16 protein-coding genes and 1 pseudogene are annotated in these 22,903 nt (G+C 73.9%); 7 read left to right on the top strand and 10 right to left on the bottom strand.

Going from position 1 to position 22,903, the window contains the following annotated elements; genetic code table 11:
• Complete coding sequence (locus ACFWUY_RS36920; RefSeq protein ID WP_384120427.1) at positions 1-891, bottom strand: FAD binding domain-containing protein; 891 nt, start codon at positions 889-891, stop codon at positions 1-3.
• Between the two features lie 305 nt (positions 892-1,196).
• Here ACFWUY_RS36920 and ACFWUY_RS36915 point away from each other — a divergent pair, with 305 nt between their 5' ends.
• Positions 1,197-2,894, top strand: coding sequence for a PucR family transcriptional regulator (locus tag ACFWUY_RS36915; protein ID WP_384120425.1), 1,698 nt, complete (start codon positions 1,197-1,199; stop codon positions 2,892-2,894).
• Between the two features lie 405 nt (positions 2,895-3,299).
• A complete protein-coding gene (locus ACFWUY_RS36910; protein ID WP_384120423.1) occupies positions 3,300-4,088 on the top strand; it encodes a hypothetical protein in 789 nt (262 codons plus the stop codon).
• A 33-nt stretch (positions 4,089-4,121) separates the two neighbouring features.
• On the opposite strand, the gene ACFWUY_RS36905 is transcribed toward ACFWUY_RS36910, so the two are convergent.
• Positions 4,122-5,795, bottom strand: a complete 1,674-nt coding sequence (locus ACFWUY_RS36905; RefSeq protein ID WP_384120421.1) for a WD40 repeat domain-containing protein — start codon at positions 5,793-5,795, stop codon at positions 4,122-4,124.
• A 218-nt stretch (positions 5,796-6,013) separates the two neighbouring features.
• Here ACFWUY_RS36905 and ACFWUY_RS36900 point away from each other — a divergent pair, with 218 nt between their 5' ends.
• On the top strand, positions 6,014-6,796 hold the full coding sequence (locus ACFWUY_RS36900) for an SAM-dependent methyltransferase (RefSeq protein WP_384120419.1): 783 nt from the start codon (positions 6,014-6,016) through the stop codon (positions 6,794-6,796).
• 80 nt (positions 6,797-6,876) lie between these two features.
• Here ACFWUY_RS36900 and ACFWUY_RS36895 read toward each other — a convergent pair whose 3' ends face one another.
• Complete coding sequence (locus ACFWUY_RS36895) at positions 6,877-7,731, bottom strand: GntR family transcriptional regulator (RefSeq protein ID WP_384120417.1); 855 nt, start codon at positions 7,729-7,731, stop codon at positions 6,877-6,879.
• 192 nt (positions 7,732-7,923) lie between these two features.
• Between ACFWUY_RS36895 and ACFWUY_RS36890 the strand changes: the two genes are divergently transcribed.
• Both ACFWUY_RS36890 and ACFWUY_RS36885 read left to right on the top strand, forming a co-directional pair.
• Positions 7,924-8,790 carry a (2Fe-2S)-binding protein gene (locus ACFWUY_RS36890; protein ID WP_384120415.1) on the top strand — a complete coding sequence of 289 codons (867 nt, stop codon included), beginning with the start codon at positions 7,924-7,926 and terminating at the stop codon, positions 8,788-8,790.
• Positions 8,791-8,994: 204 nt separating this feature from the next.
• Entirely contained in the window at positions 8,995-10,098 is a 1,104-nt protein-coding gene (locus ACFWUY_RS36885) for a DUF2637 domain-containing protein (RefSeq protein WP_384120413.1), read from the top strand.
• Between the two features lie 53 nt (positions 10,099-10,151).
• Here ACFWUY_RS36885 and ACFWUY_RS36880 read toward each other — a convergent pair whose 3' ends face one another.
• From ACFWUY_RS36880 to ACFWUY_RS36865, 4 genes are all read right to left on the bottom strand, one after another.
• Entirely contained in the window at positions 10,152-10,556 is a 405-nt protein-coding gene (locus tag ACFWUY_RS36880; RefSeq protein WP_384120411.1) for an ATP-binding protein, read from the bottom strand.
• Between the two features lie 70 nt (positions 10,557-10,626).
• Entirely contained in the window at positions 10,627-12,369 is a 1,743-nt protein-coding gene (locus ACFWUY_RS36875) for a pyruvate dehydrogenase (RefSeq protein ID WP_384120410.1), read from the bottom strand.
• A gap of 27 nt (positions 12,370-12,396) precedes the next feature.
• Positions 12,397-13,914, bottom strand: a complete 1,518-nt coding sequence (locus ACFWUY_RS36870; RefSeq protein WP_384120408.1) for a protein phosphatase 2C domain-containing protein — start codon at positions 13,912-13,914, stop codon at positions 12,397-12,399.
• 123 nt (positions 13,915-14,037) lie between these two features.
• On the bottom strand, positions 14,038-17,805 hold the full coding sequence (locus ACFWUY_RS36865) for a S8 family serine peptidase (RefSeq protein ID WP_384120405.1): 3,768 nt from the start codon (positions 17,803-17,805) through the stop codon (positions 14,038-14,040).
• A 233-nt stretch (positions 17,806-18,038) separates the two neighbouring features.
• Here ACFWUY_RS36865 and ACFWUY_RS36860 point away from each other — a divergent pair, with 233 nt between their 5' ends.
• On the top strand, positions 18,039-19,022 hold the full coding sequence (locus tag ACFWUY_RS36860; protein ID WP_384120403.1) for a helix-turn-helix domain-containing protein: 984 nt from the start codon (positions 18,039-18,041) through the stop codon (positions 19,020-19,022).
• Positions 19,023-19,220: 198 nt separating this feature from the next.
• The gene (locus ACFWUY_RS36855) at positions 19,221-19,703 is read left to right on the top strand and encodes a DUF456 domain-containing protein (RefSeq protein WP_384120401.1); all 483 of its coding nucleotides are present in this window, start codon (positions 19,221-19,223) and stop codon (positions 19,701-19,703) included.
• A gap of 46 nt (positions 19,704-19,749) precedes the next feature.
• Here ACFWUY_RS36855 and ACFWUY_RS36850 read toward each other — a convergent pair whose 3' ends face one another.
• From ACFWUY_RS36850 to ACFWUY_RS36840, 3 genes and pseudogenes are all read right to left on the bottom strand, one after another.
• Positions 19,750-21,108, bottom strand: a complete 1,359-nt coding sequence (locus ACFWUY_RS36850) for a DNA-3-methyladenine glycosylase 2 family protein (RefSeq protein WP_384120400.1) — start codon at positions 21,106-21,108, stop codon at positions 19,750-19,752.
• Positions 21,109-21,201: 93 nt separating this feature from the next.
• Entirely contained in the window at positions 21,202-22,320 is a 1,119-nt protein-coding gene (rsgA, locus tag ACFWUY_RS36845) for a ribosome small subunit-dependent GTPase A (protein WP_384120438.1), read from the bottom strand.
• Between the two features lie 292 nt (positions 22,321-22,612).
• Positions 22,613-22,903: pseudogene (locus tag ACFWUY_RS36840) on the bottom strand (SDR family NAD(P)-dependent oxidoreductase); the annotation flags it as partial.

Here is a 22,903-nt window from a genome sequence, read left to right as displayed (position 1 = left end):
TTATGCAGCTCCCTCAAGCGTGCGGCCTGCGCCGCGGTACTGCTCCCAGGTCCAGCCGAGCTGGCGGCGGGCCATGATGCCGACGGCGTGGCGGCGGTACTTGGCGGTGCCTCGGACGTCGTCGATCGGGTTGGCGGCGCCCGAGCAGAGGTCGCCGAACTGCTTCGCGATCGACGGGGTGATGATCTTGCCGTTGTCCCAGAACCCGCCTTCCTCCAGAGCCGCGTTCAGGAAGGCCTCGGCCTCCTTGGCGCGGATCGGGGTCGGCGCGGCGGAGCCGATGCCGGTGCGCACGGTCCGGGTCTCCGGGTGCAGGGCCAGGCCGAAGGCGCAGACCGCGATGACCATCGCGTTGCGGGTGCCGACCTTGGAGTACTGCTGGGGGCCGTCCGCCTTCTTGATGTGGACGGTCTTGATGAGCTCGTCGGGCTGGAGCGCGTTGCGCTTCACACCGGTGTAGAACTCGTCGATCGGGATGAACCGGCTGCCGCGCACCGACTCGACCTCGACCTCGGCGCCCGCGGCGAGCAGGGCCGGGTGGGCGTCGCCGGCGGGCGAGGCGGTACCGAGGTTGCCCCCGACGCCGCCGCGGTTGCGGATCTGCGGGGAGGCGACCGTGTGCGAGGCGAGCGCCAGGCCCGGCAGCTCGGCCCGCAGGTGCTCCATGATCCGGGTGTACGGGACGGAGGCTCCGAGCCGTACGTTCTCCTCGCCGACCTCCCACTCGCGCAGAAGCTCGATGCGGTTCAGGTCCAGGAGGTACTCGGGGCGCCGGTGGTCGAAGTTGATCTCGACCATGACGTCGGTACCACCGGCGATGGGCACGGCCGTGGGGTGCTCGGCCTTGGCGGCGAGCGCCTCCTCCCAGCTGGCGGGGCGAAGGAAGTCCATGGTGGCTCTCTTCTAGTGATTCTGGTGATCAGGGGTCGCGCAGGGTTCCGGGGGTACGGCCGGCCCTCGACTTCATGTTCATGTGCTGTTCACGCGGTGTGTGGCCTAGTACACAAGCCCACGATCGCCCGGGTGCAGTCACCGAAAACATGAAGGAGTTGGCTGGCTCCCGTCGTCGTCTTGTAGATTCGAACGAAAGGCGGGGAACAGAAACCTCGCTGTTTTCCCCTGGAAACGGTGGCACCACCCCACCGGCGACAACGCGACACCCCCCACCCCACTGACGAAGGAACGGCGGCGACACGATGCGGCTGCGCGCACTGCTGGAGAACGACGCGCTCGGGCTGCGCCTGCTCGGCGGCGAGGACGAGCTGGACCGCACCGTCCGCGGCGTGATGACGACGGACCTCAAGGATCCCAGCCGGTACCTCACGGGCGGTGAGCTGGTGCTCACCGGTCTCGCCTGGCTGCGGGAGCCGGCCGACGCCGAGCCCTTCGCCCGCATCCTGGCTTCGGCCGGGGTCGCGGCCCTCGCCGCCGGTGAGGCGGAGCTCGGCGACATCCCCGACGATCTCGTACAGGCGTGTTCGCGCCACCGGCTGCCGCTCTTCGCGGTGAACGAGTCCGTTGCGTTCGCGACGATCACCGAGCACGTTGTTCGACAGGTCTCCGGCGAGCGGGCGGGCGACCTGGCGGCCGTCGTGGACCGGCACCGGCGGCTCATGACCTCGGGTCCCGCGGGCGGCGGCCCCGAGGTGGTCCTCGACCTGCTCGGCTCCGACCTGGACCTGAGGGCCTGGGTGCTCTCCCCCACCGGCCGCCAGATCGCGGGCGCGGGCGAGCCCCTCCCGGCCGGTCTCGCCGCCACCCTGGCGGGTGAGCACCTGGCCGCCACCCGGACCGGACGGCGCGGCCCGCACCGGCTGAGCACCGGCGGAACGGCGTACTCGCTCTTCCCGATCCGCAACACCGGCCGGGGCGCCGTCCCCGCCGCGAGGGACGTGCGCGAGACGGTCCTGTCCGACTGGCTGCTCGCCGTCGAGGCGGACGCCGGGGACTGGCCCGCCGCCCGGCTCGACCTGCTCCAGGGCGTCACCCAGCTGATCGCCGTCGAGCGGGACCGGCGCGACGCGGCCCGTACGGTACGGCGCCGGCTCGCCCAGGAGGTCCTCGAACTGGTGCAGACGGGCGCCGCGCCCGCCGAGATCGCGGCCAGGCTGCGGGTCGCCGCCCCGGTGCTGCTGCCCGGGCTCGGCACGGCCCCGCACTGGCAGGTGGTCGTCGCCCGGGTCGAGTGGGAGCAGGAGGCCGGTCAGGGCACCGCCGTGGACGGCGGCCCGGTCGCCCAGGCGCTCCTGGAGGAGATCCTCGTCGACCCGGCGACCGTGGGCGCGGAGTCGGCCGACCGGATCGCCGTCGCGCACAGCGGCGACGAGGCCATCGCCCTCGTCCCGCTGGCGGCGGGGCCGCTGCCGGACAGCGAGGACGACGGCCCGGCCCCGGCCCTCGGCCTGCACGCGGACGCGCTGCTCGCCGCCGTACGGGCCCCGCTCTCGGCGGGTCTCGCCGACGACGGACGGCTCACCCTCGGGGTCAGCGCGGCCGTGCACTCGGCGGAGGGCCTCCGCGGGGCCCTGGAGGAGGCCCGGCACGCCCGCCGGGTCGCCGCCGCGCGCCCCGGCCGGGTCTGCGCGGCCGGGCACCACGAGCTGGCCTCGCACGTGCTGCTGCTGCCGTTCGTCCCGGACGACGTCCGGCGCGCGTTCACGGCCCGGCTGCTCGACCCGCTGCGCGACTACGACCGGCGCCACCGCGCGGAGCTGATCCCGACCCTGGAGGCGTTCCTGGACTGCGACGGTTCGTGGACGCGCTGTGCGACCCGGCTGCACCTGCACGTGAACACGCTGCGCTACCGGGTGGGCCGGATCGAGCAGCTGACCGGACGCGACCTGTCGCGTCTGGAGGACAAGCTCGACTTCTTCCTCGCCCTGCGGATGAGCTGATCGCCGTACGGGGCCTGCGGATGAGCTGATCGCCGTACGGGTGACCGGCCGATCGCCGTACGGACCGGCCGCTCGCCCGTACGGGTGAGCCGGCCGCCTCGTGGCCGGGCCGGAAAGTCACCTTCGGGATTCATCCCTTCGGGCGAGTCCGGTGGAGTGACGTCCGGGCCGGTGACGGCCCGCCGACCGGGGCGGCCGGCGGGCCGCCCCGCGGCCCGATCACGGGCCCCACGGCGATCTGACGGGCTGTCGGCCGCCCTTCCCGCGGCCGTACCCCGATCCGCCGGGCTCTTGTGAAATCTTTCACCTGACCCCTTGGCCAGGTACTCCCCTTCGTGCTCTGATGCGGTTCTCACTCAACAGCTCAATGGCGCGCTCGGGGAGGGCAATGTGGCGGATACCGCCATGTCTGGTTCCGAATCAAGGGGCGGCGGAGATCCGTCCCTCGCCTACGGCAAGGAGACCCCCGTCGAGACCGCCATATGGCGGCTCCGGTCCCGGGGATGCTGGACGGACGCGGCAGCGCTGCTCGCGCCGCACGCGGCCGAACCGGCCGCCGCACTCGAACGGGCCGCGCTGCTGATCGAGCGCTGCCTCTACACCGAGAAGGGCTGGGCCGACGCGGAGGAGGCGCTCCGGGCGGCCGAGGCGGTGGCCCGCACCGACGAGGAACGCGGGGCCGCGGCCTGCGAACGCGGCTACCTCGCCTACGCGTCCACGCTGCTCGGGGTGCGCGACCGGGCCGACGAGGCCCGGATGGCGCTCGGCAGGGCCGCCGCCCTGATCGCCCCTTCCGCCGAGGGCCGGCCCCTGCTCGACCTGCGGCGCGGACTCATCGCGCAGAACCTCGGCGACTCCCCGCAGGCCGCGCGGGCCGCGTACCGCAGGGCGCACGCGGGGGCGGCCGCGCAGGGGGACTCGCTGCTGCTCTCCTCCACCTGGCGGCACCTCGCCGGACTCGCGCTGCGGGAAGGGGAGTTGGCGGAGGCCCGGCACGGCTTCGCGGAGTCGCTCCGCATCCGGGAGGAGCTGGGGTACCTGGTCGGTACGGCTCCGGCCCTGACCGCCCTCGCCACCACGGAGACGGAACCGGAGGCGGGCCGTCTGCGCGCCGAGGCCCGCCGTCTCTTCCGCCTCCTCGGCGGGGTGCCGACCTGGCTCGCGAGCCAGCTGACTCCACAGACGGCCACCTGAAGCACCTTGGCGGATAAGCCAAGTGACGCCTGATCAACTCCTCGGCACGAGACACACCAGACTCTCGTCGGTGCCGATGAGCAGGGAGCCGGCGCCGGTGACGGCGACCGCGCGGACCGGGGGGCCCGGACGGAAGGCCAGCGTCCGGCCCCCCTCGGGGCGATGGAGGCCGACGAGACCGTCGGCCCAGGCCACGGCGACCAGCGGACCGTGCGGGGTCTGGGTCGCGTGCAGGGAGACCACCGGCGAAGGGCGTTCGGCGAGGGGTTCCGGGCGCGGGTCGCGGCCCGGCGTCCAGATCCGGACCGTCCCGTCGGCGCCGCCCGAGCAGACGAACGGGGTCTCGGACTCGACCGCCGAGACCGCCGTGACCCGGCCGCTGTGCGAGGCCGACTGGTGCAGGCCCGTCAGGCCGAAGGCGTGCACGGAGCCGAGCCGGTCCCCCACCACCACCGAACCCTCGATCGCCGCGAGGGCCGTGCCCGGATGGCGGGCCAGGGTCGTCGAGACCGCCTCCGTGAGGCGCTCCAGGTACGGGGCGCGGGGCGCCGCCCCCCGGACCGTGTGCAGCCTGCCCCGGTCGTCCAGGAGGAGCACCGTGCCGTCCGGCGCGGGGGCGAGCGCGGTGATCCGGCCGGGCACGGTGTGCGCCAGACGTCCCGCGGGGCTCGCGTCGGCCTCGTGCAGCAGCCGTACGGCGCCGGTGCGGTCGCCGACGAGCAGGGTCCCTTCGAGGGGCCCGCCGGCCGCGCCGAGGACGGTGACCGGGCCCGGCCAGGGCGGGGTCAGGTCGCCGCGGTGACGGGCCCAGCGGAGCCGCCAGGGGGCGTCCTCCGCCAACGCGGCCAGAGCGGGGCGCAGTCGGGGGTCGGCCCCGTCGCCGAGCGCCGCAAGCAGTACCAACGCCCTTTCGGACGGGGGCTGTTCGCGGCAGAGCGACTGTCCGGCCCGCATCCAGGCGGTCCGCAGCCCGCCGTGGTCACCGGCGGCGCCCTCACCCGGGCGGGCGGACGGCTCGGGGCCGTCGAGGGTGCCGGGAAGTCCGGCGGCGGCGGAACCGGTCACGTACGCCGTGGTGACGAGCAGCGGATCGGCGACGCAGACGGCCACCGGGTCGGAGAGGTCCGGCAGCGGCCGGGTCCGCTCCCCGGGGGCGTCGTCGGCGGCGGGGTCCGGTTCGCCGTCGAGGTCCACGACGGTGACCCGGCGGTCGACGCGGAGGGCCGCGGGGGCCGGGGTGTCGCTGCGGGCCTCGACGACGAGACGGATCCGGCCCACGCCCGCGAGTTCGGCGATCAGTTCGGTGAGCGCGGCGGGTTCGGCGGCGGCGTGCAGATCGGTGAGGAGGAGGACGCTGCGGCCGGCGGGCCGTGCCTCGCTGGTGGCGAGGGCCTGCACGAGGTCGCCGGGCGACCTGGCGACCACGCCGAGGCGGTCGGCGATCGTCCAGGTCGCGCCGAGCACGCTCTGGCCCGCGAGCGGAACGATCGTCCGGGCCGCGCGGCGGCGCGGCCGGCCGGCCCGTGGGCCGTACGCGGCGAGCCAGCCGAGCAGGGCCGTCTTGCCGCTGCCGGGGGCGCCGGTGACCAGGCAGAGCCGGGGCGCCTCGGGATCGGTGAGCCAGCCGAGCAGGGCCGTGGCCCCCGCTTCCGTACCGGTGGCGGGTCGGCGTCCGTGCCCTGCCGGGGACGGGGTCGCGGACGGCATGGGACACCTCACGGGCGACGCGGTGCGGGCGGCTGACGTCAATGACCTTAGTGGTCCGGGGAGCGGGGAGGGGCCTTGTCGATCAGGCCGGACCGGGTGCGGACCCGGCGCCCCGGCCGGACGGGTCGAGGACCGAGCCGACGGCGGGCAAGGCGACAACGGGGGTAACGTCTCATTGCCACAAGGGAGTTGCCGGAGCGCTGCGATACGTTGGCGATGTGACCGATACGGAATCGCGCATCGACACGTCCCGACCCCACACCGCCCGGATATGGAACTACTGGACCGGCGGAAAGGACAACTACGCAGTCGACCGGGAGGCCGGCGACCGGATCCGGCAGCTGCATCCCGGGATCGGGGAGTACGCGAAGGCGGACCGGCCGTTCCTGGGACGGGCGGTGCGCCACCTGACCGAGCAGGAGGGCATCCGGCAGTTCCTGGACATCGGGACGGGGCTGCCGAGCGCCGACAACACGCACGAGGTCGCCCAGCGCGTCGCCCCCGACACGCGGGTCGTCTACGTGGACAACGACCCGCTCGTCCTCGCGCACGCCCGTGCCCTGCTGGTCGGGAGGCCCGAGGGCCGCACCGACTACCTGGACGCCGACCTGCGGGACGTCGACACGATCCTGGCCGCGGCGGCGAAGACGCTCGACCTCTCGCGGCCGGTCGCGCTGATGCTGCTCGGGGTCGTCATCTTCGTCGAGGACGACGAGGAGTCGTACACGGTCGTCCGCCGGCTCATGGACGCGCTCGCACCCGGCAGCCACCTCGTCCTGTCCCACACGGTCACCCACCCCGACATGCCGGATGTCGACGCGGCGGTGGCGTTCTGGAACGAGCACGGCACCCCGAAGCTCACGCAGCGGACCCCGGCCGCCGTCGCGCGCCACTTCGACGGCCTGGAGCTGCTCGATCCCGGTGTGGTGTCCTGCTCCGCGTGGCGGCCGGAGACACCGGTGCCGGACGTCGCGATGTACGGGGGCGTCGGCCGCGAGTAAGGGCGGACACGGGAGTCCGCCGCGCTCCACGTCACCGCCCGGCACCCCGCCGGGACCACTCCTGGTCCGCCGGACACGCCCTAGCACTCCGAGCCGGTGAAGTGCTCCCGCACCAGGGTCTGGACGACGGTCAGGTCCTGGGCGATCAGGGCGTCCAGGAGGGCCGTGTGCTCGGCGGCGTCCGCGACGAGTACGCCGTGGCGGAGGACGGGGGCGCTGATCAGGGGCCACTGGGAGCGGCGGTGGAGGTCGTCGGCGACGGCGAGCAGCTGCTCGTTGCCCGCGAGGGAGAGGACGGCGCGGTGGAAGGCCCGGTCGGTCTCCGCGTAGTGGGCGCGGTCGCCCCGGGCGGCGGCGGCCGACGTGGCTTCGGCGAGCGGGCGGAGCGCGGCCCAGCGGGCGGCCGGGACCGTGCGGGCGAGCCGCAGCATGACGGGGACCTCGATGAGCGCGCGTACCTCGGCGAGTTCGGCGAGCTCGCGGGGGGTGCGCTCGGTGACGCGGAAGCCGCGGTTGGGCACGACCTCGACGGCCCCTTCGACGGCGAGGCGCTGCATGGCCTCGCGGACCGGGGTGGCCGAGACGCCGAAGCGCTCGCCGAGGACGGGGGCGGAGTACACCTCGCCGGGGACGAGCTCGCCGTCGACGAGGGCGGCACGGAGGGCGTCGAGGATCTGGCCGCGGACGGAGTGCCGCACGACGCGGGGGGCGGGGAGGCCGGCGGGCCGGGGAGCCGACGGTCCGCCGCGGGTGTGCTCGCCCCGGACGCCCGGCCCCTGCCGCGCGCCGCGGGTCTGCCCGGGAACGCGTACGGCGTCGGCGTGTGCGGGGTCCGCTTGTGCGGGATCTGTACGTGCGGCGTCCGCGCGTGCGGCGTCACCGAAGGGCGGGGACGGCCTCTCCGTCGCCCGCTCGCGCGCTGGGCCCTGCTCCACCCGGGTCCTCCTGCGGCCTCGTACCGGGCCCGGCTCGCGTCGCCCGGGTCCTCTGTGCACGATAGGCGAACGGACCGGCATCGAGGGCGTGCGGGCTGCCCCGCTGGTAGGGGCCGTGGCAGGTGGTGAGAGGTGACCCCGAATCGGGTAAGGTAAGGCTAACCTGCCAACGCTCGCGATTCGGTGGTCCACATGACCGTCCCCGCCTTGTTGCCCGCCCCTCCGGCCTCGCCCGTCGCGGCCGCGTACGCGCGCCTCGCCGAGGTCTTCCCCCATCTGCGGATAGAGGAGCTCTCCCCCGGTGGGCGGCTGCCGCGCGACGCGGGCTGGGTCGGCGCCGAGGCGCTCGCGGCCGGCGGCCCCGACCTCGACGCCTTCCTCGCCTGGGACAACGCGCAGGTGCTGCGCGACTACGGCACCCAGGCCCGCCCCGACGTCGTCGCGAGCTTCGGACTGCACCGGTACGCCTGGCCGGCCTGCCTCCTCGTCACCGTCCCCTGGTTCCTGGACCGCAGGGTCCCCCGGCTGCCCGCCGGCAACGTGGCCTTCCAGCGGGCGCTCGGCCGGCTGGCGGTCCGGGTGGAGGAGTTCGCCTGCCTGCCGGGCGACCCCGCCGCCGCCCTGCCCGGCGCCCGGGTCGTCGCGGACGAGGACGCGCTGCGGGCCGAGGTGCGCGCCTCGCTCGCCGAGCACTTCGAGGCGGTCCTCGACGGCTTCGGCCCCCGGATGCGGCGCGGCCGCCGGGCCCTGTGGGGAATGGCCACGGACGAGATCGTCGAGGGCCTCTGGTACGTCGGGACACTGCTCGGCGAGGAGCGGCGGGCGATGGACGAGCTCGAACTCCTGATGCCGGGGACGGCCAAGCCGTACAAGCCGTACGCGGGCTCCGCGGGCTTCCGCGAGCTGCCCGGTTCGGAGGGGCCCGACGGAGGACCGCTCACCACGCGCGACCGGGCGACCTGCTGTTTCTTCTACACCCTGCGCCCCGAGGACACCTGCGTCACCTGCCCGCGCACCTGCGATGCCGACCGGGTCCGTCGACTGGCCGCGACCGCCTGAGGCTCCCGGGGGATTACGCCACCCGGACGGGTGACGTGAATCGAACCCGAACCCCTTCCCTCGTACGGGCATTCGACCAGATCGCACCTATTCGTATGCCCTGGCGCCCCGATGGCGTGCTCTTGCCCGGAAACCCCTTGAGCACCCCTCGGGGTCGGCCAGTATGGGCCGCCAAACGCCCTACTGCGATGCAAGGGACACCGCATGAGACTGACCGACATATCGCTGGACTGGCTGCTTCCGGGTGGCGTGATGGTGGCCGGAGTCCTGACGGCGGTGGCGGTGCTCGCGCGCGGGAAGCGCGCCGGTGACCAGGCCGCGGCCGAGGACTCCTGGGAACGCAGCGAGGAACGTCGCAGACGCAAGGAGGCGGTCTACGGATTCGCCTCGTACGGCCTGCTCTTCTGCTGCGCCGCGGTCGCGGCGGCGCTCTCCTTCCACGGACTCGTCGGCTTCGGCCGGCAGAACCTCAACCTCACCGGGGGCTGGGAGTACCTCGTCCCCTTCGGCCTCGACGGCGCCGCCATGTTCTGCTCGGTGCTCGCGGTCCGCGAGGCCAGCCACGGCGACGCGGCCCTCGGCTCGCGCCTGCTCGTCTGGCTGTTCGCGGGCGCGGCCGCCTGGTTCAACTGGGTGCACGCCCCGCGCGGCCTGGGCCACGACGGTGCCCCGCAGTTCTTCGCGGGCATGTCCCTCTCGGCGGCGGTGCTCTTCGACCGGGCCCTCAAGCAGACCCGCAGGGCCGCGCTGCGCGAGCAGGGCCTGGTTCCCCGCCCGCTGCCGCAGATCCGGATCGTCCGGTGGCTGAGGGCACCCCGGGAGACCTTCGCCGCCTGGTCGCTGATGCTCCTGGAGGGCGTACGGACCCTGGACGAGGCCGTCGACGAGGTCCGCGAGGACCGGAAGGAGAAGGAACAGAACCGCATCCGCAGGCGCGACCAGGTCAAGCTCGACCGGGCGCGGCTCAAGGCGATCAACCGCCAGCACCGGGCCTTCGGGCTCGGCAGGGGCGGCGGGCGCCAGGTCGAGATGGCGGCGCTCAACGCCTCCCCGGGTACGGGCCCGGGTCCGGGGTCCGGCACGGGCCAGGCCTCCGGTTCCGCCTCGGCGTCCGTCCCGGCCGCCGTCGCGGAACCCGCCATAGCGGACCCGGGACAACTGCCGCTTCGACCCCGGCCCTCCCTCCAAGCCGTCAGGGGCAGTGACACCCGGACGGTGGACCTCACCGCGGAGGACGACACCCAGACGCTGCCCCGTCTCGACTCCCTGGAGCGCAAGCTCAAGGATCTGGAGCAGCAGTTCGGCTGAGCACCACCGCTCACCGGGCACCACCGTCCACCGCACACCGGCGGGGCCGCCTCTCAGGCGGCCCCGCCGTTCAGTTCGAACCACACCACCTTGCCCACCGCGTGGTCCTCGACGCCCCAGGAGTCGGCCAGGGCCTCGACGAGGATCAGCCCCCTGCCGTGCGTACCGTCGTCGGCGGGCGGTACGTGCGACGGGGCGAGTCCCGGGACGAAGTCACGGACCTCGACCCTCAGCTGCTCGGGCACGACCGTCGCGGTCACGACGGCCCCGTGCTCGGTGTGGATCAGGGCGTTGGTCACCAGTTCACTGGTGAGCAGTTCCGCCACGTCGGAGGCGCCCGGTCCGCCCCACCTCCGCAGCAGTTCGCGCAGGGCATGTCGCACCTCCGGTACCGCGGTGAGATCCGCGCATCCCACCTTCCTGAGCAGTTGAGTCGGCTGTCGTGCCTCCCCGGCCATAACCCCCACCCACAGATCGCGTCGAACAGGCTCACGGGGATGCATGCCCCGCCAGTTCGTCCGCATTCCCTCAGGGTCGGGGCACGTTGCGCAGGTTGGAGCGCGCCATCTGCAGCATCCGGCCCACTCCCCCGTCGAGGACGATCTTGCTGGCGGAGAGGGCGAAGCCGGTCACCATGTCGGCCTTGATCTTCGGCGGAATGGAGAGGGCGTTAGGGTCGGTGACGACGTCCACCAGGGCCGGGCCCTTGTGCTTGAAGGCGTCCTTGAGGGCGCTCGTCAGCTGTTTCGGCTTCTCGACCCGGACTCCGTAGGCGCCGGCGGCGCGGGCGATCGCCGCGAAGTCGGGGTTCTTGTTCGTCGTTCCGAACGAGGGAAGTCCGGCGACCAGCATCTCCAGCTCGACCATGCCGAGCGAGGAGTTGTTGAAGACGATCACCTTCACCGGCAGGTCGTACTGCACGAGGGTGAGGAAGTCCCCCATCAGCATGGAGAACCCGCCGTCGCCGGACAGCGACACGACCTGGCGGTTCCGGTCGGTGAACTGCGCTCCGATGGCCTGGGGCAGGGCGTTGGCCATCGAGCCGTGGCTGAACGAGCCGATGATCCTGCGCCGCCCGTTGGGGCTGAGGTAGCGGGCCGCCCATACGTTGCACATGCCCGTGTCGACCGTGAACACGGCGTCGTCGTCGGCCAGTTCGTCGATCACGGAGGCGACGTACTCGGGGTGGAGGGGGACGTGCTTCTCGACCTTGCGGGTGTACGCCTTGACGACGCCTTCGAGGGCGTCGGTGTGCTTCTTGAGCATCTTGTCGAGGAAGCGGCGGTCGGTCTTGGCCCGGACCCGCGGGACCACGCAGCGCAGGGTCTCGCGGACGTCGCCCCAGACGGCGAGGTCGAGCCGGGAGCGGCGGCCGAGGTGCTCGGGCCTGACGTCCACCTGCACGATCTTCACGTCGTCGGGCAGGAAGGCGTTGTACGGGAAGTCCGTGCCGAGCAGGATCAGCAGGTCGCACTCGTGGGTGGCCTCGTAGGCGGCGCCGTAGCCGAGGAGGCCGCTCATGCCGACGTCGTACGGATTGTCGTACTGGATGAATTCTTTGCCGCGCAGGGCGTGGCCAACCGGGGCCTTGATCCGCTCGGCGAACTGCATCACCTCGGCGTGCGCGCCGGCGGTGCCGCTGCCGCAGAAGAGCGTCACCCGGTCGGCCGCGTCGATCATCCGGACCAGGGCGTCGATCTCGGCGTCCCCGGGGCGGACGGTCGGCCGGGTGGTGACGAGGGCGGTCCCCGCCGTCTTCTCCGGGGCCGGCTGGGAGGCGATGTCGCCGGGCAGCGAGACCACGCTGACGCCGCGCCGGCCGACGGCGTGCTGGATCGCCGTGTGGAGCAGCCGGGGCATCTGCTTCGGGTTGGAGATGAGCTCGCTGTAGTGGCTGCACTCGCGGAACAGCTGGTCGGGGTGGGTCTCCTGGAAGTAGCCGAGGCCGATCTCGCTGGACGGGATCTGCGAGGCGAGGGCCAGGACGGGGGCCATGGAGCGGTGGGCGTCGTACAGACCGTTGATGAGGTGCAGGTTGCCCGGGCCGCAGGAGCCGGCGCAGGCGGCGAGGGTGCCGGTGATCTGGGCCTCGGCGCCCGCGGCGAAGGCCGCGGTCTCCTCGTGCCGTACTTGGATCCAGTCGATGGTGGGGGTACGTCGGATCGCGTCGACGACCGGGTTGAGGCTGTCACCGACGACGCCGTACAGGCGCCGCACGCCCGCGCGCACGAGGATGTCGACGAACTGTTCCGCCACGTTCTGTTTGGCCATGGCTCCATCAACACACGGCCCGGCGCGTCACGCCTCCCAGACGCCCACCCCCGTACGGTCATCGGCGTAACCGGTCACCCTCAGCTGGGTGTCGGCGAGGAACGCGGCCAGGCCGGGCGGCTCGGGGTCGGCCCAGCGGGCGGCGAGCTCGCGGGCGAGCGCGGGTTCGCCGCGCATCGGCTCGGCGAGGCCGGGTGAGGCGAGGAGCAGGGTGTCACCGGGACGGGCGACGGAGGCGCGGAAGCGGAACGGCTCGGCGGGCGGCGGTACGGGCTCCTCGACGAGCGGCCCGGGCACGGTGGTGATGCCGAGGTCCATGGTGAGCCGGTCGCCCTCCTCGGTCTCGGAGGCGACGGCGTCCGGGGGCGGTGAGCCGAAGCCGACGACGGGGGCGCCGGTGACGGCGGCCGGTTCGGGCAGGAGCGGTTCGATGTCCTGCCAGGAGCCGTCGCGGAGCCGGAAGAGACCGCCGCCGCCGATGCCGAAGAAGACCCGGGTGCGGCAGCCGGGGTCGGCGGGGACGAGCAGGCAGCGGAGGGTCGCGGTGTACTCGTCGGGGGCGAGGCCCCGTTCGGCGGCGCGGGCCCTGAGCTTGCCGTAGGTGCGGTCGGTGAGCCGGTGCAGTCCTGACTTGAGGTCGCCGCGGCGGCCGGACCTGATGTCCTCGGAGAGCCGGGCGTGGCTGCGGCAGACGGCCTCGGCGATCCACCGGCAGGCGTCGGCGGCGGCGAGGTGGGCGTCCTCGGCGGCGCGGGACCCTGCGGCGACGGCGACGAGGACGAGTGCGGTCTCGTCGTGGCCGAAGCGGGCGGTGAGCAGGGCGTCGCGGCGGGGTTCGCCCCGGTAGCGGGCGGAGTCGCCCCGGACGGAGGCGGCCCGGACGGTGCAGGTGCCGTAGCGGGCGCCGTCGAGGACGGTGTCGGAGACCAGTTCGCCGAGCTCGCCGGGCCGGGCGACGGGCAGGGCGGTCGGCTCGGGCTCGTAGGTGGGCGGTCTGCTGCCGACGAAGCCGGTGCGGGGCCGGGGCACGGAGACCTCGGCGATGGGGCCGGTGTCGGTGTCGGCGTCGGGCCCGGTACGGGGCTCGGCGCCGGGCTCCCGCTCCTGCGGCGCGGCTCCGGGGGACGGTACCGGCACCTGGACGGTGGGCGCGTGGGCGGGAGGCGGCGGTACGGGAGGAGCCGGCGGCGGCGAGGGAAAGGTCCGGGGCCCCGCCGCAGGGGATTCCCACGGTGCGCGATCGTCCGCGGCCTCGGCCGTCACGGGCGGCGCGGGCGTCGGGACCGTCTCAGGGGCCGGGACCGCCTCGGGGACCGTCACCGGCGGCGCGGGCGGCGGGGCCGCCTCCGGGGCCGTCACCCGCCGCTCGGGCGCCGGGGCCGCCTCGGGCGGGTCCGGCGGTCGCGGCGGCGGTGTGCCCGTCGTGGCGCGGGCGGCGGCGGCGAAGTGGTCGTCGAGCGTGTCGCCCGAGACCACCGGGGCCGTGTCCGGCGCCGACTCGTCGTAGAGCTTGTCCCACCAGTTGCTGTCCCCCTGCTGAGTCATGCCCTTATTGTCCACCGCGCACGGCGCCCGAAAACGGGACATCAGGAAAACCGTTGCTGCGAATGGGTGGTCCGCCGGGCGACCCCACCCCCCACGGGAAGGACGCCCGGCGGACCGGCGTGGTCAGCGCACGTCGTAGGCGCGGACCACGGTCTGGGTGACGGAGTTGCCGTTGGTGTCCGTCAGTTCGGTCTTCAGGGTGACGGGCCTGCCGGCCGCGCCCGCGTGGTTCACGGTCGCGGTCCACGTGCCGCCCTGCTGAGAGACCCGCGCTTCGGTCCAGGTCGTACCGCCGTCGTAGGAGTACGAGAGCTTCGCCGAGGTGAGCGCTGCGGGAGTGTAGCCCGCGTGACCCGTCACGGTGAGGCCGATGTGCTGGCCGTCGTTCGCGGCGAGGGTCTTGAGTCCGTCCTCCGGAAGGTCGTACCGGGGGAAGAGAATCGGGATGCCCTGAGAATAGACGCTCTCGTCAAGCTTGGAGGTGAATTTCCATACCGAGTTGACGGAAGTGGAGCGGGCCCACACCTTGCTGCCGATCTTCATGGTGTTCTGTTCCAGCTCGTACGCACCCGCTTCGGCGGGCACCTCGAACACTCCGGACGGCCAGCCGTTCTCGCCGACGAGCTCGCCGTCGCGGCGCAGGCGCAGGTTGCCGATGTCCCCGAAGGAGCCGGGCTCGGCGTGGTGGGTGCTGTCGCCCCACATCGCGGCGGCGAAGCCGATGAGGTTGCCCTGGCGCTCGGCGGTGAGGACCGGCGCGCCGGTGCCGTCGCGCGGGGCGGTGGGGGCGATGACGCCGTCGTACCACTTCTCGGTGCGCTTCTCGCCGGCCCCGTACGTGCGCGGGAGGCCGGTCATCAGCTCGCCGAAGGGGAAGCTGCTGCCGATCCGCTGCTGCCAGTGGGTGTCGCCCGGCGTGTAGAACTCGGTGCGGGTGCCGGGGGCCGGGACGCTCTCCAGGCCCGCGAAGGAGACGGAGAGACCGCTGGGCCGGTAGGCGTTCGCGAAGTCCATGAAGTCCGTGGCGATGCCGGCCGAGCCGTAGCGGGAGTCCGTGCGGCCGAGGCGGGCGTCGCGGACCCGGTAGTCGCGGTCGTCGTCGAGCTCACCGGTCTCGGGGAAGGCGAGGTTGTAGACGTACGGGGACTTGGCGGTGGCCTTCCAGACGAGGGTGACCTCGCCACCGGCGAGCCTGCCGAGGAGCGCTCTGGCCTCGGCTGTCGGGATGCCGAGGACCGGTAGGCCGAGGCCGGTGAAGGAGCCGCCCGGGTACCAGCGGCCGGGGGCGTCGCGGTACGTGACGGCGCCGAGGGCGCCGGCGGCCTTGGCGTTGCGGGCGAGGGTGGCCGCGTTGGCGGAGGTGTCGGGGAGCCGGACCAGGGCGAGGCGGCCCTGGACGCCGGCGGCCTTCAGCTCGTCCGGGGTGCCGGTGCCGGCGTCGACGAGCCGGGCGGAGCCGGTGCCGTCGAGGTTGGCGGAGTCGGTGGAGGCGGTGACCGGGTGCAGGGTCAGGCCGTCGGTGGTGCGCAGCGAGGTGATCTGCGGGGCGGCGGAGCGCCAGTAGCTGCCGAACTCGAAGTCGCCGTTCCGGGCCTCGCCTTCGACGGAGGCGTAGTGGCCGCGGACGGTTCGGGGGGCGGCCATGCTGCCGCCGTGCGTCCAGGTGTCGTCCCAGGTGCGGGCGAACGCCAGGGTGGTGCCGCGGCGTTCGGACGGCCGGTCGGTGCGGACCGACAGCTCGTGGGCCTCGCGGGCGTCGAGGACGACGGTGGTGTCCTTCCTCAGCTCGAACTGCGGGCGGGCCAGGTAGCTGAGCGAGTCGACCAGCGTGGCGCCCTCCCCCGCGTCGGGGGTGGTGACGAAGGAGGAGAGGAAGTAGCTGCCGGGTCGCAGGCGGTAGACCTGGTCGGCGGCGCCGTCGTTGAACCGGCGCTCGCCGGTGGCGGTGTCGGTGCCGATGACGTCCAGGGAGGACGCCCCTGCGGCCGGGTCGCCCTGGCGGTCGATCAGTTTGACGCGGAGGGTGACGGTCTCGGGCTCGATGTGGAGCGCGAACGGGGTGGAGACGCGCACGCCGCCGGGGCCGGTGGCGAGAACGCGGCCGGTGACGTCGCCGTACTGGGCGCGCTCCAGGCGGGCCGTGGGGTCGATGCCCAGCGGGACCTCGACGGTGGCGCCGGCCGGGACGGTGACGGTGCGCGCGCCGAGGCGGGCGACGGTCGAGCGGACGCGGGAGCCGTCGTTGCCGGTGACCTTCCCGACGGCCAGGTCCAGGGTGACCGGGGCGCCGGAGGTGTTGGTGTAGGGGACCCGCACGGAGGTGCGGTCGCTCGTGTCCTGCGGCCAGTGGAAGGTACCGCCCTGGACGGCGGGGGCGCCGAGGACGGTCTGGTCGATCGCGGCCTTGACGTCGAGGCGGCCGCCGCCGACCTCGCGGACGTCGCCGGGGACGTCGGTCTCGGCGGAGGAGACGAGCGCGGCCTTGAGCTGCCGCGCGGTCCAGTCGGGGTGGCGCTGCTTGAGGATCGCGGCGGCGCCCGCGACGTGCGGGGTGGCCATCGACGTACCGGACATGGCCTGGTACGCGTAGAGGCCGCGGCCGCCGGCCGCGGCGGCGGAGATGCCGACGCCGGGGGCGGCTATCTCCGGCTTGAGGGTGTGGGCCTCGTTCGCGACCGGGCCGCGGCTGGAGAAGTACGCGGTGGAGTCGTCGCGGTCGGTGGCTCCGACGGTGAGGACACCGGGCGCGCAGCCGGGCGAGGAGACCGAGTTGAGGGACGGGCCGGAGTTCCCCGCCGCCACGACGAACAACGTGCCCTCGCTCTGGGCGAGTTGTTCGGCGGCGGCGCTCATCGGGTCGTCGCAGTCGGTCTCGGAGGGGTTGCCGAGGCTCATGGAGACCACGTCGGCGCCCTGGGCGACGGCCCATTCCATGCCGGCGATGATCCAGGACGTGGCGCCGGAGCCGGAGTCGTTGAGGACCTTGCCGTTGAGGAGCTGGGCGCCGGGGGCGACGCCCTTCTTCTTGCCGCCGCTCGCGGCGCCGGAGCCGCCGACGGTGGAGAGGGTGTGGGTGCCGTGGCCCCCGCGGTCCTCGGAGGTGTCGGAGTCGGTGAAGTTCTCCGAGGCGACGATCCGGCCCTTGAGGTCCGGGTGCCGTGTGTCGGCGCCGGTGTCGAGGACGGCGACCTTGGTGCCGGTGCCGTCGTAACCGGCGGCCCAGGCCTCGGGGGCGTGGACCTGTGCGGTCGAGCGCTCCAGGGTGGCCTCGACCTTGCGGTCGAGCCAGAGCTTCTTGATGCCGGCGGAGGCGGAGCGGGCGGCGGGGGCGGAGACCTCGGCCCAGAAGGTGGCGGCCTGCTTCTTGTCGGCCTTGAGCGCGACGCCGTCGACGGTCTTGAGGATCTGGCCGCGGCGGGCGCCGCGCGGGGCGGCGAAGCCGGAGCGGGTGACGTCGGAGCCGTAGACCGCGATGAGGGGCAGGGTGGTGGTGGAGGAGTCGTCGTAGCCCTGGCGGACGAGGCCCGTGACGTTGAAGAGCTCCTCGTCGACGCGTCCGGCGGCGAGGGCGGCGGTGGCGCCCTCGGGGTAGACGTACAGGTCCTCGCCGGAGCGCCGGGTCTGCACGAGGGGGACGGACCCGTCCTCGCGCGGCAGCACGGTGGCCGCCGGACCGCCCTCGGCGTCGGTGCCGACCAGGACGCGGTCTCCGGTGACCAGGGTCACCGTGGCGGTCCGCTCCCCGGCACGGGCCGAGACCTCACCGCCGACCAGCGGTCGATCGGTGGTCGTTCCGTCCCGCGGCGCTGCCGCGGTGGACGGCGCGACCGCGGTGACGGCCAGGACGGCGGCGGTCGCCACCCCCAGGGCCGTACGCGAAATCGGGCGCATCGCTCTCCCCATCTGATTCCGGAGAAGTGGACGCAAAACGCCCGCCTCCGGAGGCTGTTGGTGCTGCGGTGGCGCCACATTGGCAGAGGTGAGGGCGGTACAGGGATGATGGGGAAGGCGGGAATACGCCGTGGCCGTTTCCCGCCAGGTCACCAATGGAACGAATGCCTCCGGTGAACGTCCTGGGAAGATCCGGGGCTCTCGCCGGAGGCGCGGCGAGGGGTGGGGCATCCATGCTGGGAGCGATAGGACTCGACGAGCGCCAGGAGTCCGCGTACCGCGCGCTGGTCGCGCTGGGCGCGGCCGAGGTGATCGACCTCGCGCACCGGCTCGCGCTGCCCGAGCAGGACACCGAACGGGCACTGCGCCGCCTCGAGTCGCAGGGCCTCGCCGCCCAGTCCTCGGCCAGGACCGGTCGATGGGTGGCGGCGCCGCCGGGCGTGGCGCTCGGCGCGCTCCTGACCCAGCAGCGGCACGAGCTGGAGCAGGCGGAACTGGCGGCGAAGCTGCTCGCCGAGGAGTACCGGGCGGAGGCGGCGGAGGCGGCCGTGCACGACCTGGTGGAGGTGGTGACCGGCGCGAGCGCCGTCACCCACCGCTTCCTCCAGCTCCAGCTGGGCGCGACCGAGGAGGTGTGCGCCCTGGTGACGGGCAAGCCGATCGCGGTCTCCGGACTCGAGAACGACGCGGAGGAGCAGGCGGCCGGGCGGGGGGTGCGCTACCGGGTGGTGATCGAACGCGAGGTGCTCACGCTCCCGAGCGGACTCCTCGAACTCTCGGCGGCGCTCAGCCGTGACGAGCGGATCCGGGTCGCGGACCGGGTCCCCACCAAGCTGGTGATCGCCGACGGGAACCTGGCCATGGTGCCGCTGACCGGACGGGGCGCCGAGCCCGCGGCGATCGTCGTGCACGCGAGCGGGCTCCTCGAATCGCTGATGGGCCTGTTCGAGTCGGTGTGGCGGGAGGCCCTGCCGCTGCGGCTCGGCGCGAGCGCGCACATCACCGAGGACGAGGCGCCGGGCCCGGACGTGATGGACCTGGAGATCCTGTCGCTGCTGCTCGCCGGAATGACGGACGCGAGCGTCGCGAAGCAGCTGGACCTGGGGCTGCGGACGGTCCAGCGGCGGGTGAAGGGGCTGATGGAACTGACCGGGGTGACGACCCGGCTGCAGCTGGGCTGGCACGCGTACGAGAAGGGCTGGGTGGCACGCGGCTGAGCACGCCGAACCCCGAAAGCGGCACACGGCCGAATGCCCGGCTGCCGACGGGCCGGGGGCGGGCGGCTCGGCGCGCCGGTGCCGGCGGGCCCGGCGGCGCGTGGCCGAGCGCGCCGGTGCCGGGGCCCGCGCGGGGCCGCCACCCCGTATGCCCGTCGCGACCTGCGCGGACGTGGATTGTGGGGGACGCTGGTCAGCGTGGGTGTGTGGCAGCTCCTGATGGTCGCGACGGTGATGCTGCTCGGGCTGTCCGGGGTGCTGGTCCCCGGCGTACCGGGGACGTGGCTGGTGTGGGCGGCGATGCTGTGGTGGTCGCTCCACGAGCGGACGGACCTCGCCTGGATCCTGCTCGCCTCCACGACCGGTCTGCTGCTCCTCACGCAGGTGGTCGTCTGGCAGCTGCCACCGCGCCGGTTCCGGGGCGTCGGCATCACCCGCCGGATGGTGACGTACGCCGGGGTGGGCGCGTTCCTGGGCTTCGTCCTGGTCCCGGTGGTCGGCGCGATCCCCGGTTTCGTCGGCGGGATCTACCTCGCGGAACGGCTCCGTCTCGGCGGCCACGGCCAGGCCGGAGCGGCGACCCGCACGGTGATGCGGGCGGCCGGCACGAGCGTGCTCGTCGAGCTCTTCGCCTGTCTGCTGATCGTGGGGGCGTGGGCGGGCGCGGTGCTCTGGGGCTGAAGCGCGCGGGGGCCGAGACCGCCGGGGCCGGACCCGGCAGGCTCCCTCAGGAAGACGACGACGACGCCGCCGAGGTGAGGTAGCGCCCCGCGTACGAGCGCCACGGTCGCCATTCCTCCGTCCCCGGGACCGCCGTCGGGGGCACGTCCGGGTCGCCGAGGGACCTCATCCGGATCAGGGCGGCGGCCTCGGCGGTCACGCCGGGGACGGCGAGCAGGGCGCGCTCGGCCTCGTCGCGGTCGGCGCCGGGGTCGAGGCGTACGGCTCCGTCGGCGAGGGCGCGGGCCAGCGGTCCCGCGACGGGGTGGCCGGTCAGGGCGGCCGGTTCCGGGAAGAGGTGGGTGAGGGTGCCGCAGGCCGTGGCCAGGGCGGTGCCGTACCGCTCGACGAGCCGGGCCGACTCCTCGGCGCCGAGGACCGTCCGCAGCGCGAACTCCTCGGGCTCGGCCGTACCGGGGGAGCGCACGCCCGGCCGGGCGGCCACCTCGGCGGCGAGCCCGGGGGTCGACCCGAGGCGCTCGGCGACCGCGTACGGGTCGGCGTCCAGGTCGAAGAGGCGGCGCAGCCGGTGCACGGCGGTGGTCAGGTCGCGCAGTTCGGTGAGGTGGATGCGGGCGTCGAGCCAACGGCCGGCCGAGCGTTCGTCGACGGAGACGACGCCGGTGCCGTACGGGAGGCGGAGCGTCCGCCGGTAGGTGCGGGCGCCGGGGGCGCCGACGACCTCCTCCACGCGGGGCACGGCCTCCGCGGCGAGCAGGTCGAAGACCTCCCCGGCCGCGTACGGGCCCCGGTGGGCGAGCCGCAGCGGGACGCCGGCGGCGAGCGCGGTACGGGCTCCGGCGCCGCTGCCGGCCTCGGCGCGCAGGGCGGTGGGGGTGCGGGCGTAAACGGCGCGGATCGTCTCGTTGAACTGGCGGACGCTGGCGAAGCCGGCCGCGAAGGCGATCTCGGTGACGGGCAGCGCGGTGGTCTGGAGCAGCAGCCGCGCGGTGTGCGCCCGCTGGGCGCGGGCGAGCGCGACGGGACCGGCGCCGAGCTCCGCGGTGAGCTGGCGCTGCACCTGCCGGGTGCTGTAGCCGAGGCGTCCGGCGAGGCCGGGCACGCCTTCGCGGTCGACGACGCCGTCGCCGATCATCCGCATGGCGCGTCCGACGACGTCGGCCCGTACGTTCCACTCGGCGGAGCCGGGCACGGCGTCCGGCCGGCAGCGGCGGCAGGCACGGAAACCGTGGCCCTGGGCGGCGGCGGCCGTCGGGAAGAACGCGACGTTCTGCCGTTTGGGGGTGACGGCGGGGCAGCTGGGGCGGCAGTAGATCCCGGTGGTGCGGACGGCGAAGAAGAACTCTCCGTCGAACCGGGCGTCCCTGCTGCTGACCGCCTCGTAGCGGGTGTCGTCGTCCCTCATGGCTCCCAGTGTGGGCCCCCGGACCACACCGGGCTCGCGGTTTTCGGACACGACGCTGCGGCCGGGGGACGGTCGTCCCGTCCCCCGGCCCCGCTACCTGCCGCCGTGCCCGCGCTTCAGCACCATGGCCTGTCGGCCGGCCGCGCTCCGGCGCTTCCAGTCCTTGAGCATCTCGGTGCGCAGCCGGGCGTCGGTCTTGGCCACGATCCGCTGGTTCTCGCGGAGCAGTTTGCGGTAGCTCTCCAGACGGCGCACCGGCAGCGAGCCGTCCTCGACCGCCGCCGCGACCGCGCAGCCCGGCTCCGACTCGTGGCCGCAGTCGTGGAAGCGGCAGTCTCCGGCCAGCTCCTCGATCTCCGAGAAGACCTGGCCGACGCCGGTCTCGGCGTCCCAGAGCCCGACGCCGCGCAGTCCGGGGGTGTCGATGAGGACTCCCCCGCCCGGCAGGACGAAGAGGTTGCGGGTGGTCGTGGTGTGGCGGCCCTTGCCGTCGATGTCGCGGGCGGCCTGGACGGTCATGACGTCCTCGCCCACGAGCGCGTTGGCGAGGGTCGACTTCCCGGCGCCCGAGACGCCGAGCAGCACGGTCGTACCGCCCGCGACCACCGCGGAGAGCACGTCGAGACCCTCTCCGGTGGTCGAGCTGAGGGGCACCACCTGGACGCCCGGCGCGACCGTCTCGACGTCCTCGACGAGGTACGAGAGGCCGACCGGGTCGGGCACGAGGTCGGCCTTGCTGAGGACGACGGTCGGCTGGGCGCCGGACTCCCAGGCCAGGGCGAGGAAGCGTTCGATCCGGCCGAGGTCGAGCTCGACGGCGAGCGAGACGGTGATGACGGCGTGGTCCACGTTGGCGGCGAGGATCTGCCCCTCGGACCGCTTGGAGGAGGTGGAGCGCGCGAAGGCCGTCCGGCGCGGCAGGCACGCCCGTACGTACCGGGGGTCGCGGACGCCCGCCGGGTCGACGGCGGCCCAGTCGCCGGTGCAGATGACCCGGAGCGGGTCGTGCGGGGTCACGAACGCCGTGTCGGCGCGCACGATCCCTTCGGCGGTGGCGACGTCGCACTGGCCGCGGTCGACGCGGACGACCCGCCCGGGGAGGAGACCCTGAGCGGCGTAGGGCGCGAAGGCGGCGGCCCAGCCGGAGTCCCAGCCGTACGAGGTGAGCGGAGGCCGGGCATCAGAAGGGGACGACGTGTCGGAGGAGGACATGTCGAACGAAGCGTTGGACAAGGGGAACCCTTCGAAGGGTGGCCCCGGCGGCGCGCTCCGAGCGCGCGGATCGAGTGGGTGTCAGCCGGAGACCACAGAGGTGGGAACGATGAACTCCTGAATGCGGGCAGAGCCCGTCACCGTGACAGTCATCAATGTCCTCACCCCCTGCTTCTTCTCGACGAACCGACACCGCTCGCTTGGAACGGATGAGCAGAACCATAGCCCCATGGGCGGCACCGCACCACCGATTAAACGGGGTCCCGCCCGCACGGCAACAGCATTCGGCTTCCGCCTCGTGTACGCGCCCGGCGAAGCGCGGCTGGGAGGATCGGAGCGCACGCAGCACGGGATGTTCGTCGATGTCCTGCGTCATGGCCGTGCCGGTCCAGTGCAGATAGGCGATGCCCACGCCGACCCTTTTCGGCGCGATCTCGGCCCGGAGCGACAGGGCGAACGACTCCACGCCCGCTTTCGAGGCACAGTACGCGCTCATCATCGGGGCAGCGCCGAAAGCGGCGGTGCTGGCGATCTGGAGGAAGTACCCCCGCGTCCGAACGAGCTGGGGCAGGAACACACGGGC

This window comes from Streptomyces sp. NPDC058664, assembly GCF_042716635.1.
In the GTDB taxonomy this organism is placed as follows: domain Bacteria; phylum Actinomycetota; class Actinomycetes; order Streptomycetales; family Streptomycetaceae; genus Streptomyces.
The sequence above is the reverse complement of the archived record's forward strand: the minus strand, read 5'-3'. Positions and strand labels throughout refer to the sequence as shown.